We start from the raw sequence: 14441 nt of genomic DNA, 5'->3' as shown, positions 1-14441 counted from the left end.
GCCCCCTGAAAATTATCCAGCCGAGGAAATCCCATGACCCGACCCAGTGGGCGTAGCCCCGACCAGTTGCGCGAGCTGCGCATCACCCGTCAATACACCATCCATGCCGAAGGCAGCGTGCTGGTGGAGTTCGGCAACACCAAGGTGCTTTGCACCGCCAGCGTGGAGGAAAAAGTGCCGGGTTTCATGAAGGGCAAGGGTGAAGGTTGGGTCACCGCCGAGTACGGCATGCTGCCCCGCGCCACCCATACCCGGGGCGATCGGGAGGCGGCCCGGGGCAAGCAGTCCGGCCGCACCCAGGAGATCCAGCGCCTGATCGGCCGCAGCCTGCGCGCCGTCACCAACCTGAAGGCCCTGGGCGAGCGTCAGATCACCCTCGACTGCGACGTGCTCCAGGCCGATGGCGGCACTCGCTGCGCTTCCATTACCGGCGCCTGCGTGGCGCTGCACGACGCGGTGAACAGCCTGGTGGCAGCCGGCAAGTTGAAAGTCAGCCCCTTGCAGGATTTCGTCGCCGCCGTGTCAGTCGGCATCGTGGACGGCCAGCCAGTGCTGGACCTGGATTACGACGAAGACTCATCCTGTGACACCGACATGAACGTGGTGATCACCGGCAGTGGCGGCATTGTCGAGATTCAGGGCACGGCGGAGGGCACGCCCTTCACCCGGGCCGAGCTGGACGCCCTGGTGGACTTGGCATCAAAGGGCATTGCCGAGATCGTCGCGGCGCAAAAATCCGCATTGGCGGCGTGATGGACAAGCTCGTCCTCGCTTCCAACAACGCCGGCAAGCTGAAGGAGTTCGCCCGTCTGCTGGCGCCCCTGGGTATCGAGGTGCTGCCCCAGTCCGCCTTCAATGTCAGCGAAGCGGAGGAGCCCCATCCCAGTTTCGTCGAAAATGCGATCGCCAAGGCGCGTCACTGCGCCCGCGCCACCGGCCTGCCGGCGCTGGCCGACGATTCGGGCCTTTGCGTGGAGGCCCTGGGCGGCGCGCCCGGAGTGAAGTCGGCGCGTTACGCCGGCGAGCCGAAATCCGATGCCCGCAACAATCAGAAGCTGCTGGAGACTCTGGCCGGCCAGACCAATCGCCGTGCCCATTTCACTTGTGTGCTGGCCCTGGTGCGCCACGCCGAGGATCCCCAGCCGCTGATCGCCGAGGGTGAATGGCAGGGGGAAATCCTCGCCGCACCCCGTGGTGCGGAGGGCTTCGGCTACGATCCCCTGTTCCTCGTGCCTGAACTGGACCTGACCGCGGCGGAACTCGGTCAAGAGGAAAAGAACGCCCGCTCCCATCGCGGCCAGGCGGTGGCGAAACTGCTCGAATGTCTGCGGCGATAGCACCGGAAAGGGCATGAGCCCTGCTCCGCTGTTCTTCTGAATCGCTTGCCCCGATCCCGGGAGGGAAAACTTTGCCCGGGTTATCGACGGCGCCAGCGAAGATCATCGATATCCCTATTGATCCGGCCCAATAAAGTCAATAGACCATGTCATTCCGGCGAAGGCCGGAATCTAGAGCAGTGGCGGATTGAACCCCTGGACCCCGGCCTTTGCCGGGGTGACGACTGAAGATATATTCGGGCCGGATCAATAGTGTCTCAATCAACTGCACATACCGCTCGCAGACAGAGGCGGCTGGGTTGATTCAAAGTGTCCGCTCCTTGCATGGATTCCACCCTGGCATCCATTTCGCCTGGTTTTAGACTTCCACGAACCGAAACTAGAGGCGATTCAAATCAGGAGGAGTTGTGGGGCGGACCATGAATGCCACGTATGTACCGACAAACGATCTTGCCCCATTGCTTTCTCCCGATGCGGGCGCGTGGGCATCCCAACTGGGGCAGACAGTCAGCCTGATGGGCACGCCGGCTGCCCTGCAGCCCACCGAGGCGATCCGGGCGAAATGGAGCAGCCGGGCGATCGGTGCCGTGGATCGGGTGGAGGTCAAGGCGCTGCATGATGGTCGGCATCTGTACTTCCACCTGGAATGGGCCGATGCCACGGAGAATCGGGATCACGGGGACAACAGCGTGTTTCCTGACGGTGCGGCGATAGCCTTGCCCATCGACCAGGTCAATCCACCGGCCCTGATTACCATGGGCGTGCCGGGAAGCGGTATCAATATCTGGTACTGGCGCGCCAACGAGAAGGATCGCGGCCGGCATATGGTTGCCGAGGGCTATGGCACCTCCAAGACGCTGGACATGGTGCAAGTGAAAAGCCGGGGGATCTGGCGCAACGGCCGCTGGCAGGTCGTGATTGCCCGGGCCATGAAGGTAGAGACCTCACAGGCTGTAGCCCAGTTGGATGGCGGACAGCCGACCCGCTTCGGCGTCGTGGTCTGGGAAGGCGGCCGGGCCGAAAGGGCTGGCTTGAAATCCTTCTCCGGTGACTGGGTCGATCTGGAACTGCAACGGGGAGCTTGAGGAATGACACAACGACAACTCGCCATGGTCATGGACCTCAACAAGTGCGTCGGCTGCCACTCGTGCAGCATCGCCTGCAAACAGTTGTGGACCGGCGACGAAGGGCGCGAATCCATGTGGTGGAACACCGTCAATACGCTGCCCGGCAAGGGCACACCAAAGAACTGGGAACAGATGGGCGGCGGCTTCCGCGACGGCCAGGCCCAGGCGGGCGAAATGCCGACCGTGAAGGAATTCGGCGAAGCCTGGCAGTTCAACCACGAAGAAGTGTTCTTTGGCGGCAAGGGTTCCCAGGTTCACTTCCAGCCCCAGGGCGGAACGCCCGAGTGGGGCCCCAATTGGGACGAGGACCAGGGCGGCGGCGAATATCCGAACTCCTTTTACTTTTACCTGCCGCGCATCTGCAACCATTGCACGACACCGGCCTGCAAAGCCGCCTGCCCGAGGGGCGCGATCAAGAAGCGCGAGGAGGACGGCATCGTCCTGATCGACGAGGATCACTGCCGCGGCTACCGCTTCTGCATGGAGGCCTGTCCCTACAAGAAGATCTATTTCAATCATGAGCGCGGCGTAGCCAACAAGTGCATCCTCTGCCTGCCTCGGGTCGAGAAAGGCGTTGCCACTGCCTGTGCGCGCCAGTGCCCGGGTCGAGTGAGGTTTTTCGGTTTCCGCGACGACAAGGCAGCGGCGGTTTACAAACTGGTGGACCAGTGGAAAGTGGCCGTGCCTTTGCACCCGGAATACGGCACTGATCCCAACGTGTTCTATGTGCCACCCCTGGCGCCCTCGGCCATCAGCGCCGACGGTGATTTCGACCTGAAGAAGAGCCGCATTCCCGAGGATTACCTGCGCTCCTTGTTCGGCCAGGCCGGCATCGACGCCTTGGCGATTCTTGCTGCTGAAATGCAGAAGACCCGCCAGGGCGGCCATTCGGAACTGATCGACACGCTGGTTTCCATCAACTGGAACGACATGTTCGGCGGCTTCACCCGAGATCCATCGACCATCCACTGGATCAAAAGCGTTTGAGGAGCGATTGTCATGAGCCAGAACAAGAACGGTTTGTCCCGCCGGGATGTACTCAAGCTCTCCGGTCTTGTGGCGGGTTCCGCGGCCTTCAATGGTGCTGCCGCCACGACAGCACCGGCGTCGGAAGGTGCGCCCCCGACTCACCAGCCCTTCGCCTATAAGGGCCCCGCCCAGCCTGAGCCAATGCCCACGGGCGACGATTTTCTCAACCACTATCGTAAGCGTTGGACCTGGGACTACACCAAGCGCAGCACCCATTTCAATAACTGCGCCTACCAAGCGCACTGTGCGTTCGAGGTCTATGTTCGCGACGGCAAGGTGATCCGGGAAGAGCAGGCCGCCACCTACACCACGCTACGCAAGGGCCTGCCCGATGCCAATCCACGGGGTTGCCAGAAAGGCTGTGGTTACAGCCACCTGATGCAGGGCGAGGCGCGACTCACCCGCCCTCTCAAGCGCAAAGGCGAGCGGGGTGGCGGTGAGTGGGAGGAGATCAGTTGGGAGCAGGCGATCGGCGAGATCGCCGAGAAAACCGTGGATATCCTTGCCCGGGAAGGCTCGAATTCACTGGTGATGGATATGGGGACGACCGCTGAAATCGGCGTGACGACCTTTGGTGCCGCCATGCAATTTGCCGATGCCACGGATTGCGTGCTCCTCGACCTCAACACGGAAGTCGGGGACGACATGCAGGGGGCGGCCATCACTTATGGGACGATCATCGGCGCCCGGACTTCGGACGATGTGTTTCATTCCGATCTGGTGCTTTGCTGGAGCGGCAATCCGGCTTTCACCCAGATTCCCAATTTCCACTATCTCACCGAGGCCCGCTATCGGGGAACCCAGTTCGTCGTCATCTCGCCGGATTACAACGCCACGGCGATGCATGCGGATCACTGGGTGCCCGTGCGTTCGGGCACCGATACCGCCCTGGCCTTGGCGATATGCAAGATCGTCATCGACGAGGGCCTCCATGACCAGGATCTGCTGCGCGAGCAGACCGACATGCCGGTGCTGGTGCGCCTGGACAATAAGCGTTATTTGCGCGAATCTGATTTGAAACGAGACGGTTCCGAAGAGCAGCTGTATTTCTGGGATGAAGGCAGGAACCGCCTTCAGGAACTGGACACGACCTCTTTGCGCCTGAATGGCCACCGGCCCGCGCTGGAGGGTGTTTTCGAGGTCGAAACCTTGGACGGACTGGTCAAGGTGCAGCCGGTATTCGAACGGCTGAAGGCCCTTGTTGCTGCCTATACCCCGGAAGCGGCAAGTGAACTGTGCGGCACGCCGCCGGCCATCATCCGGAAGCTTGCCCATATGATCGGGAAAGCCCGCGCCGCGTGCAACGTGGAAAGCTTCGCCCTGGGGAAATACCATCACGGCGACCTCATGATGCGTGCCCAGATCCTGGTCTTCGTGCTTTGCGGCCATCTCGGCCGCAAAGGGGCAGGCTGGACGACAGGTGCAGCCATCGTCTATCCCGATGCGCTGGGGAGGGACGTTGCTCGTCGCCGGACGCGCAAACTGACCAAGAAGCTCAATATGCGTCAGTGGTATGAGCTGATTCGCAACAACTTCCAGGAGAAACCCATGTCGCGTTATGCCAAGCGCGGCCTGGAGGATAGTTGGGTTGACGCCAAGGTATCGGCCTGCGCAACGCTTTTCTGGAACGTGCATGGGGGTGTTTCCCAAGTCAGCAACCAGCCCTGGGACAAAACCCTGCCCCGAGCTCCCGAGGCCTATCTGGAGGAGGCGCTGGCTAAGGGTTGGCAGGGGCTCGAACCCCCCAGGGACCATACGCCCAAGGTCTTTTTCCAGGTGGGGGGCAACGTACTGCGCAGGGTCCGCTCCTCCCACAAGCTTCTGGAGGTGCTCTGGCCCAAGCTGGAGTTGGTGGTGGTCACCGACATGAGGATGAGCAGCACCGTTCATCACGCCGATTATTTCCTGCCCGTTTCCGGGTTTTATGAAAAGCCCAACGCCGGCTTCTATTCCGGCTCCATGATCAACGCCTATGCGGCCCAGCCAGTGGTTCCCGCCCTGGGAGAGTCTAGGGATGAGTGGGAAATCTACTGGATGCTTGCCAACGAGATTCAGAAGCGGGCCATCGCACGGGGACTGGAGGGTTTCATCGACCGGCATCAGGAGAAGCGCCGCTTCGACGAGTTTCTCGGTGTCTATACGATGAATGGTGCTCTGGGGCGGAATGACGTGGAGAAGTTGTGCCGGCAGTTGATCGAAAAATCATCCAACCTGGGGGGCGTGAAATGGGAAGAGATCAGCCAGCGTGGCTATGCGCCAATTACAAGCCTCGGAAAAAGCAGCAACGATTCGGCAACGGACTGGAAGGCTGATGAAACGATCACCCCCTTTATCTGGCACACCCGGGACAAACTGCCCTGGAACACCCTGAGTGGCCGCATCCAGTTCTACATCGATCATCCCTGGTACCTCGAACTCGGGGAGGAGTTGCCGGCCTTCAAGGCGCCCCTCAAGGCCGGCGGCGACTATCCGCTGATGCTGAATAGCGGCCATGCCCGTTGGAGCATCCATGCCTTGCAGCAGTCCGATTCCCTGATGTTGCGTCTGCAGCGGGGAGAACCCTGTTTGTATATGGGTGTGGAGGATGCAAAGCGGCGTGGGATCAAGGACTGGGATCGGGTCGAGGTGTTCAATGATGTCGGACGGTTCCGGGTCCGGGTGAAGATTTCTCCGGCGATTGCCCCCGGGATGTTGATGCATTACCACGCGTTCGAGGATTACCAGTACGAAGGCGGCGTCGGCAGCCGGGTGGTCATGGCCAGCCCCATCAATCCGGTGGAACTGGCGGGAGGCTCTCCTTACCTGCAAACACCGGGGCACATGCGGCAACCAGGCATGAGCGACCGGGATACCCGCGTCGAAGTGCGGCGCCTGTGACCCGCGGATTGCAGTTTTTATCGAGGTGAAGCTGGGGTTACGGCGATTACTTAGACGAAACCTTGCACCTCATGAAAGTTCTTGAGGTGCAAGGGGCTGCTTCACTTCAGGCTGTCATGCACCTCGCGCCAACGCTCGAACATCCCGCGCATTTTCACCGGATCGTAAATGTCCTCCTTGAAGTGCCATTGATCGTTGCCGGCATATTTCATCCGGCTGAAGCTGCGCATTTGGAAAACTGTGCCGTTGCCTGGATCTTGCATTTGATTCAGGCACTCGAACACCACCCAGCCGCGGGTTTCGTCGATTACGTGCCAACTGACGGGCACAAGCTGTCTTTGGTTATCGGGAAAGGTATTTGATCGTTGCGTGAACCAATTCAGGATTGTCTTGCGTCCGCGTATTTCTTCTTGCCAGCCATTCTGGAAGCCAAAGCCGAGTTCCCGATAAGCGGCATCATCGGTAAAGCAATTTGCATGGTCTTCCGGCTTGCCTTGCGCACATGCAATGTATTTGTCGAAAGCACGTTGAATTTCTTCTCGTGACCAACTTTGTCCCAGTTCTTTCTCTTGGTCCACCAGACGCAGTCCCCAGTCGAGATCCAACGGTGGCATGGGGATGTTCGCCGCTTCGGCCTGCCTGCGTGCATTCAGCCAGCGGACTTTCATCATGCGGAGTCGCGTCGGGTTGTAAATATCTGCTTCAAAGCGCCATTGGCCATTGCCGCCGTAAATCAGCTGGGAATAGCACTTTTCCTCGAATACCGCTCCGGTTCCCGGGTCCCGCATCCGATTCTGCCATTCGCATAGCGCCCAGCCTCGTTCCTCATCCAGGATGTACCATGGCACGGGCCAATACTTCATTTCCGTATCGGGAGGGCCGGCATTGAGAGGCGAAGCCTTTGCTGCCGACAGCGATGCCGTCAGCCATTGATTCACCGCTACCCGCCCATTGAGTTCCTGATCCCAGCCATTGTTGAAGCCGCTGCCAAGATCGTGCCAGACCACATCGTCCGTGTAGCAGTGGAGCCAGTCCGTCAGATCAAAGGGGTCCGATATGAAACACCGGTCAGTTACATCCATCAACTTATCGAAGGATTCTTTCAATTCTGCTCTAGACCACTTTCCCATCTTCGCATCCTCCATTTGGGGATTGTTGGAGAAACCATGATAGGTACACGACCTTGGCTTACGGAAGGATAATTCCGAGTCAAGCAACGGACATTTCCAGTCAATCTGCTACGGATGCTGCCTTGTATGACAAACCGACATGAAACGTGATGAATATCATGGCACCGAACAGAACAAGCCTTGGCTGCGACAACCATTAACATTGATGACCTCCGCCCACAGATGCAAAAAGCTGTTCCCATTGCCCATCTGAAGCCGGCGCTGGATGAACTGGAACGTTTGGGGCATTCCCGTTCCCAGTTGTTCCAGCAGGCCGGCATTCCCTTACCCGCAAGCGAAATCATCACCTTGCCGGTCGGGGAATTCATTCATTTTTATGGTTTTGTGCTCAGGATGTTGGAGGGTGAAACCAGTCACCGCTCCGACCGCCAGCCCTTTACCAAGGAAGTGGTGGATTTGATGTGCTTCTGCGTCATCAATTGCACCAATCTTTGGGAGGTTGTGGAACGTGCCGCGGCATTCAACCGGGCTCTTGGTCCCAGGGGAGGGACCATCAAAGCCGAGCGGCATGGGGGGTGGGCGGAGATCGTCGTCGATTCCCACCGACGCCGTCACGATTTCGCGGGGCTGATGGTGGATCTCGCCAGCATGAATCTCTACAGCAAATTGTTCTCCTGGCTGATTGGCAAACAGATTCAGCTGACCAAGGCAACGGTCATGTATTCGGCGCCTGACGATCCGCTGCTGATGCTGGATTTTCTCGGCGTTCCACTGGACTACGGCCAATCAGCCAATCGGCTCATTCTCGCATCTTCCTACATGGATATGCCCGTCGTCAGGTCCTACGCGGAATTGCTCCAGGTCATCGACTATTTTCCCTTCGACTCATGGGCGACTTCTTGTCCCTATGAAGCAACATCGATTTCCGATCAACTGCGGGTACTGTTGATGGGAGTGATGCAGCGGGGCCAGCCACTGCCCAAGCTCCCTGCTGCAGCACAGCTTTTTTACATGAGCAGCGCCACTTTGTGCCGGCGGCTCCGGGAAGAAGGAAGCAGCTATGGGAAGCTGCGTAGCGACTGCCAACGAGACTATGCCGAATATTTGCTCAAGCGTACCGACCTCTCCATTCAGGAGGTTGCAATACGAATGGGATTTGGCGACGATAGAGCATTTCGCAGGGCATTCGGCAAATGGGCCGGCTACAGTCCAAGCGACTATCGCCACCGATTCCAGCATGATCATTGAAACGCTGTGGCCTGATTTTCTGACCGACCATAGATAGAGCACCCTCTCTGCGGAGGGATCACCACATTGCCATCTTCAAAGAGCCCATGAAACGCATCATCCCCATCACAGCCGCGCCGGCCGTCAATCATGGGGGCGTGCCCTCCGGTCTTTCGGCTCCACCTCCTTTGTCGCTCTACATCCACGTGCCCTGGTGTGTGCGCAAGTGCCCGTACTGCGACTTCAACTCCCATGAGGCGAAGGGAAGCATTCCTGAGGACGACTACATCGCTGCGCTGATTGCCGATCTGGAGTCGGCTTTGCCCCAGGTCTGGAACCGGCCGGTGCATAGCGTGTTCATCGGCGGCGGCACGCCCAGCCTGCTGTCGGTGGCGGCGATCGATACTCTGCTGGCAGCGGTGCGCGCCCGCCTGCCGCTGTTGCCGGGCGCCGAGATCACCCTGGAGGCCAACCCCGGCACGGTGGAAGCGGAGAAGTTCGCCGGTTTCCGTGACGCCGGCGTGACTCGGGTGTCCCTGGGCATCCAGAGCTTCGACGACAGCAAGCTTACTGCCCTGGGACGCATCCATAGTGCCGACGAGGCGAAGCGCGCCATTGACCTGGCCCTGGCGCATTTCGAGCGGGTGAACATCGACCTGATGTACGCCCTGCCCGAGCAGACCCTGGCCCAGGCCCGGCGTGACTTGGAAACGGCGCTCGCCTTCGGCACGGGCCATCTGTCGGCCTACCATCTGACCCTGGAGCCGAACACGGCCTTCCATCACCGCCCGCCGCCGCTGCCCGACGAGGATCTGGCCGCCGACATGCAGGACATGGTGGAGGAGACCCTTGCCGGCGCCGGCTTCGAGCATTACGAAACCTCGGCCTATGCTCGCCCCGGCCAGCGCTGCGCCCACAACCTCAACTACTGGAACTTCGGCGATTATCTGGGCATCGGCGCCGGCGCCCATGGCAAGCTCAGTTCGGCGTTCAACATTGTGCGGGAAACCCGGCGCCGCCACCCCCGGGAATACCTGGAGTCGGCGCGGCGCGGCGAGTTTGCCCAGGAGCGGCGGGAAGTGTCGTCGACGGAACTGCCCTTCGAGTTCCTGATGAATGCGCTGCGCCTTAGCGATGGCTTTGCGCCGTCGCTGTTCGCCGAGCGCACCGGCCTGCCCTTGGCCGTGATCGAAGCGCCGCTGCGGGCGGCTCAAACCGACGGGCTATTGCAGCTGGCCGGCGACTGCATTCGCCCTACTCCGTTGGGGCGGCGCTACCTGAATACCCTGCTGCAGCGTTTCTTGACGGATTAAAAAAAACGCCCCCGTGGCTACGGGGGCGGGGTTCAGCGAAGCCTCCCCTGTTGGGGTACGGCTTGGCCGAGTTACGGCTGGCCGAGGATCAGGGCACCGGTCGGCACGCCGACGCCGCTGGACACCAGCACATGGTCGGCCTTCTTGGGCTGGTTGCAGGAGGTGCCGCGGATCAGCCGTGCGCCCTCGGCAACGTTGTTCATGCCGTGGATGTAGCACTCGGACAGGAGCCCGCCGTGGGTGTTGTTGGGCAGGCGTCCGTTCAGGCGCAGATTGCCGGCGGCGACGAAATCCTTGGCTTCGCCACGCTTGCAGAAGCCGAAGGACTCCAGTTGCATCAGCACTTCCGGCGTGAAGGCGTCGTAGAAGCAGGCAGCGTCGATGTCGTCGGGGCCAAGGCCGGACATGGCGTAGACGCGGCGCGCCGCCAGTTCCATCTCCGGCAGGCTGTCCATTTCCGCCCGGTAGAAGCTGGTCATCTGTTCCTGGCCCCGGCTGGCGGCCTGGGTCACCGCACGGATCACCGCCGGCTTGTGCTTCAGATCTTTCGCCCGCTCGGTGCTGGTGATCAAGAGCGCGATGGCGCCGTCGGTTTCCTGACAACAGTCGTAGATATTGAGGCGGTCGGTGATTTTCTTGGCGTTCATGTATTCCTCCAGCGTCAGGGGCTTGCCATAGCCCGCCGCCACTGGATTTTTCTGGGCAAATTCGCGCTGGGCCATGGCTACTTCCGCCAGATGCGCCGAGGTCACGCCGAATTCGTGCATGTACTTGTTGGAGATCATCGTCACCCAGGAGGCCGGTGTCACCATGCCGTGGGCCATGTACCAGGACCAGTGGATCAGGTCGGCAGTGATGATGTTGCCGGAAACGCCCTGGCCCATGCGCTGGCCGGAGCGGCCGTTCATTGCGCGCCAGACCACCACGTTCTTGGCCGCGCCGGTAGCCACGGCCATGGCAGCCTGATGGATCAGACCCACGGCGGCGCCGCCACCGTAGTTGATTTTGGCGTACATGGTGAGATCGCCCAGGCCCACGGCATTGGCTACCTCGACCTCGTCGTTGGAGTCCATGGTGTAGGTCACCAGGCCATCCACTTCCCTGGGGTCTAGCCCCGCGTCATCCAGACAGTTGCGCACGGCCTCGCAGGCCAGGGAATACTCCGATACGCCGGAGTTCTTGCTGAATTTCGTGGCGCCGATGCCGGCGATCGCGGCTTCGTTCTTCATGCTGATCGGCATGGTCAAACCCTCCCCTGCTGGGCCGGACGGAACATCGGAATCTTGAAGCCGTCCGGGTCTTCGTGAATAAATGCGCTGACCTTCATGCCGAACTCGACGTCGGCGGGGTCGCAATCCTTCAGGGTGGCCGTCATCCGGACGCCCTCCTCGAGATCCACCAGGACGGTGATCAGGGGATATTCATACCCCGGGAACTGGGGGTGGTAGAGCACGGTGTAGCTGAGCACCGTGCCCTGGCCGCCGGCGGGAATGAAATCCCACTCCAGTGAGCGGCATTCGCTGCACATGGGCCGCGGCGGATGCCGCAGGGTTCCGCAACCGGAGCACCGCTGGATCGCCACCACACCTTGCGCCGCCTGCTCCCACCACCATCCGTTGTCACGCCCCATCGGGGGCTTGATCCGACCATGTCCGGCCATCAGTCATTTCTCCTCGGTTTCAGTTTGAGCACCGCCCTGGCGACGCGAGCCGGTGATGTCCGGCTACTGACGCGGCGAGCGCCATCTACGTTCGATTACATTGCATATTATATATAGAACGATCGTTATTTTTGTTCGCATAGTGGGCAGCGGGCAACGCGCAGGGGTAAACATCGCCGGGGACCGGGGACAGTCTTTGTCCGGAGCGGGGAAACGCTGCTGCCTGCCCCGGCGACCGCTCAAGCGATCATGCCCCGCGCCCACTGCACGGCGGCCGGCATTTCCCGGCCAAGTTCCGCATGGCCGCGTCCTCCTGTGGCGCGTCCGGGTTCAGCGCGGCGGGCCGAAGCGCTCCCGGAAGTCCGGCAGCGTGAAGCGATAGTCGTCCGCGGCGAAGAATTCCCCATCGCTCAGCGCCGGTTGTTCGAGCGCTTTGTACCACTTGGCGTAGTCGGAGGTTTCCCCCGAATAGCGCCGGTAATGGGGAGAATAGGTCTTGACCTGGACGCTGGGCACCGCGGCGGCGAAATCGAAGTGCATCAGGCGCAGCCAGCCGTCGCCGATGGGCACCGGCCGGCCGCGCAGGCCGGGCGGCACGCCGGCCTCGATGGCGGACTGGCCCCGGTCCTGGTAGTCGGCCAGGATCTGCACCACCTGATGGCCTGCCCCATTGGCGTCGACGCGCATCGCCTGGCCCCGCTGATGGCCGCAGAGCACCAGGAAAATCTGGTCGTGGCGGCGGATCAGCTTCTGCCACAGATCCTCGGCGTCGTTGTGGCGATCGTCGAGGCGTTTCAGGTCCACGATCGGGTTGCCGTGCCGCTCGCCCGCGCCGTTCAGGTAGTCGTGGGTGGTGACGATGGTAGGCAGGCCCGGATGGGCCGCCATCACGTCGGCGGCCCAGGCCAGCACATCGTCGCCAGGCTGCATTTCCAGCGCGAGATGGAGGAAGCTGTAGCCGCCGGCACTGAAGATCTGGGCGCTGTCGGCGCCGCCGTGGTAGCTGGCCACGTACCAGTCCTTGCCCTTGAAGAAGCCGCTGTCGGCACCAAAGATGCTGCGGAAGTTGTCCAGGCCGCCGATATGCAGCATGCCGATCAAGTCAGGGCGGGATTCCACCGGCGTCTGCGGATGGGCCGCCATGAGCTTGCCCAGTTCCTGGGGTGGCACCGGCGGGAAGCGGGCGTCGGCCCACATGGCGTCGTAGTCGTGGTTGCCGGGTGCCACGCCGAAGGGCACGCGGCCGTCGAGCAGGCGGTAGCCAGCCAGGGCGGCGGGCATCTCCACGGTCTTGGCCTTGGGTGTGACCTCCAGCTCCACCGAGAAATAAGGATTGGGCACGGCCCGATGGCCGCGGGCGGCATGGTCCGTCTCCATGGTGGCGGTCTGATGCTGCCAGACGTCGCCAACGGCGGCGACGAAGGCCACTTTGCCGCCGGCCGAGCGCGCGTTGTCGGCGAGGTAGCGCATCTGGCCGACGAACAGGTCGTTGGCGTCGAACTTGAAACCCTCGGCCTGCTGGTGGCGGTAGTCCAGCATGTTCTGGGTATCGGGGATCACTGCCAGAACGAAATCCCGCTCGGCGGAAGGGGTCGCCGGCAGGGCGCCGCAGCCGGCCAGGATCGGCAGGGCTGCAGCGACCGCCAGCAGGCGCGCCAGGTTGGATAGGTTGAATGGTTTTTGCATTTGTCGTCAGTTTCGTGCTGGGTTTGCCGGACTGCCCGGCTCAGTCGGGAATCACCAGCACCTTGGCCGCCCGTTCCGGATCGCTCGCCAGGGCCAGGGCCTCCTGGAACTGGGACAGGGGCAGGCGGTGGCTGGCGTAAGGCGCCACCGCGTCGCCGTGCCGGGCCAGGTGGTCGATGGCGTCGGGGAAGCTGTCGCCGTAGGAAAAGGCGCCGCAAACCTGGATTTCCTTGGCCATCACCAGGGTCAGATCCAGGGCTGCCGGCTGCTTGTAGACCGCCACCAGCACCAGCCGCGTGCCGGGGGCGGCGCGCTGTATCGCGGCCTCCACCAGTGCCGGCGCGCCGGAGCAATCGATGAAGAGGTCGGTGGCCGGCAGGGGCATGCCGTAGAAGGGCGTGCTGCCGTGGCGTTCGCTAAGACCCGCCCAGAAGGTTTCGTCCATGTCGGCGAAGGTGGCGTCGGCGCCCAGTTGACGGGCAATCTCGCGCCGATGGGCGGCGCGGTCCAGCACCACCACATCCTTGACGCCGGCCCGCTTCAGGCCGATCACGCAGCCCAGGCCGATGGGGCCGGCGCCCAGCACCACGGCTCGCGTCTGGGGCCCGGCCGCGCCCTGGCTGACGGCGTGGAAGGCCACGGCCAGGGGCTCGGCCAGGGCACCCCGTTCCAGGGGCACCGTGTCCGGCAGGGCGAACAGGGTGCCTGGCGCTTCCGCCGCCCGCACCCGCACCTGGGGCGCGAAGGCGCCCTCGGGGCCGCCGTTGCCGATCATGTTGGCGGCGGAGAGCGGATTCACCACCACCGCCTGGCCCAGGCGCCAGGTTTTCACCTGGGCGCCGACGGCGGCGATGCGTCCGGCGAACTCGTGGCCCAGGGGCATCGGCTGGCCGGTGGGTCCCATCGGGCCGCCGCTGTGGATGTAGCCGAAGTCGCTGCCGCAGATGCCGCAGGCGGCCACTTCGACCAGCACGTCGTCGGGGCCGCACTCGGGCTCGGGCACCTCGGCGAGGCGCACGTCGTCGCAGTTGAAGACTTGAACTTGTTTCATCGTC

12 protein-coding genes are annotated in these 14441 nt (G+C 62.1%); 7 read left to right on the top strand and 5 right to left on the bottom strand.

From position 1 onward, the window contains the following. Window positions 1–33 precede the first annotated feature (33 nt). From rph to DENOEST_RS16470, 5 genes are all read left to right on the top strand, one after another. The gene (gene rph, locus DENOEST_RS16490) at window positions 34–753 is read left to right on the top strand and encodes a ribonuclease PH (RefSeq protein ID WP_145769359.1); all 720 of its coding nucleotides are present in this window, start codon (window positions 34–36) and stop codon (window positions 751–753) included. Further along, window positions 753–1337 (top strand): RdgB/HAM1 family non-canonical purine NTP pyrophosphatase, encoded by a 585-nt coding sequence (gene rdgB, locus DENOEST_RS16485; protein WP_145769358.1) that lies wholly within the window; start codon window positions 753–755, stop codon window positions 1335–1337. The genes rph and rdgB overlap by 1 nt, the downstream gene beginning before the upstream one ends. A gap of 419 nt (window positions 1338–1756) precedes the next feature. Beyond that, window positions 1757–2422: an ethylbenzene dehydrogenase-related protein gene (locus tag DENOEST_RS16480; RefSeq protein WP_145769357.1), complete on the top strand. Its 666-nt coding sequence runs from the start codon at window positions 1757–1759 to the stop codon at window positions 2420–2422. A 3-nt stretch (window positions 2423–2425) separates the two neighbouring features. Next, complete coding sequence (locus tag DENOEST_RS16475; RefSeq protein ID WP_197970646.1) at window positions 2426–3451, top strand: 4Fe-4S dicluster domain-containing protein; 1026 nt, start codon at window positions 2426–2428, stop codon at window positions 3449–3451. 12 nt (window positions 3452–3463) lie between these two features. Then, a complete protein-coding gene (locus DENOEST_RS16470; protein WP_145769356.1) occupies window positions 3464–6370 on the top strand; it encodes a molybdopterin-dependent oxidoreductase in 2907 nt (968 codons plus the stop codon). Window positions 6371–6471: 101 nt separating this feature from the next. Here the strand turns inward: DENOEST_RS16470 and DENOEST_RS16465 are convergent, their stop codons facing one another. Further along, window positions 6472–7515 (bottom strand): nuclear transport factor 2 family protein, encoded by a 1044-nt coding sequence (locus DENOEST_RS16465; protein ID WP_145769355.1) that lies wholly within the window; start codon window positions 7513–7515, stop codon window positions 6472–6474. A gap of 165 nt (window positions 7516–7680) precedes the next feature. On the opposite strand from DENOEST_RS16465, the gene DENOEST_RS16460 reads away from it, so the two are divergent. Then, a complete protein-coding gene (locus DENOEST_RS16460; RefSeq protein ID WP_145769354.1) occupies window positions 7681–8748 on the top strand; it encodes a helix-turn-helix transcriptional regulator in 1068 nt (355 codons plus the stop codon). A gap of 86 nt (window positions 8749–8834) precedes the next feature. Continuing rightward, complete coding sequence (hemW, locus tag DENOEST_RS16455; RefSeq protein ID WP_145769353.1) at window positions 8835–10040, top strand: radical SAM family heme chaperone HemW; 1206 nt, start codon at window positions 8835–8837, stop codon at window positions 10038–10040. 71 nt (window positions 10041–10111) lie between these two features. Here hemW and DENOEST_RS16450 read toward each other — a convergent pair whose 3' ends face one another. The 4 genes from DENOEST_RS16450 to DENOEST_RS16435 form a co-directional block, all read right to left on the bottom strand. After that, window positions 10112–11281 carry a lipid-transfer protein gene (locus DENOEST_RS16450; protein WP_170228083.1) on the bottom strand — a complete coding sequence of 390 codons (1170 nt, stop codon included), beginning with the start codon at window positions 11279–11281 and terminating at the stop codon, window positions 10112–10114. A gap of 2 nt (window positions 11282–11283) precedes the next feature. Then, on the bottom strand, window positions 11284–11700 hold the full coding sequence (locus DENOEST_RS16445; RefSeq protein WP_145769352.1) for a Zn-ribbon domain-containing OB-fold protein: 417 nt from the start codon (window positions 11698–11700) through the stop codon (window positions 11284–11286). A 330-nt stretch (window positions 11701–12030) separates the two neighbouring features. After that, window positions 12031–13386 (bottom strand): metallophosphoesterase family protein, encoded by a 1356-nt coding sequence (locus DENOEST_RS16440; protein ID WP_145769351.1) that lies wholly within the window; start codon window positions 13384–13386, stop codon window positions 12031–12033. Between the two features lie 40 nt (window positions 13387–13426). After that, window positions 13427–14437, bottom strand: a complete 1011-nt coding sequence (locus tag DENOEST_RS16435; RefSeq protein ID WP_145769350.1) for a zinc-dependent alcohol dehydrogenase — start codon at window positions 14435–14437, stop codon at window positions 13427–13429. Window positions 14438–14441 lie beyond the last annotated feature (4 nt).

The sequence above is a fragment of the Denitratisoma oestradiolicum genome, from assembly GCF_902813185.1.
GTDB lineage: Bacteria > Pseudomonadota > Gammaproteobacteria > Burkholderiales > Rhodocyclaceae > Denitratisoma > Denitratisoma oestradiolicum.
This window is presented reverse-complemented; position numbering and strand designations above follow the sequence as displayed.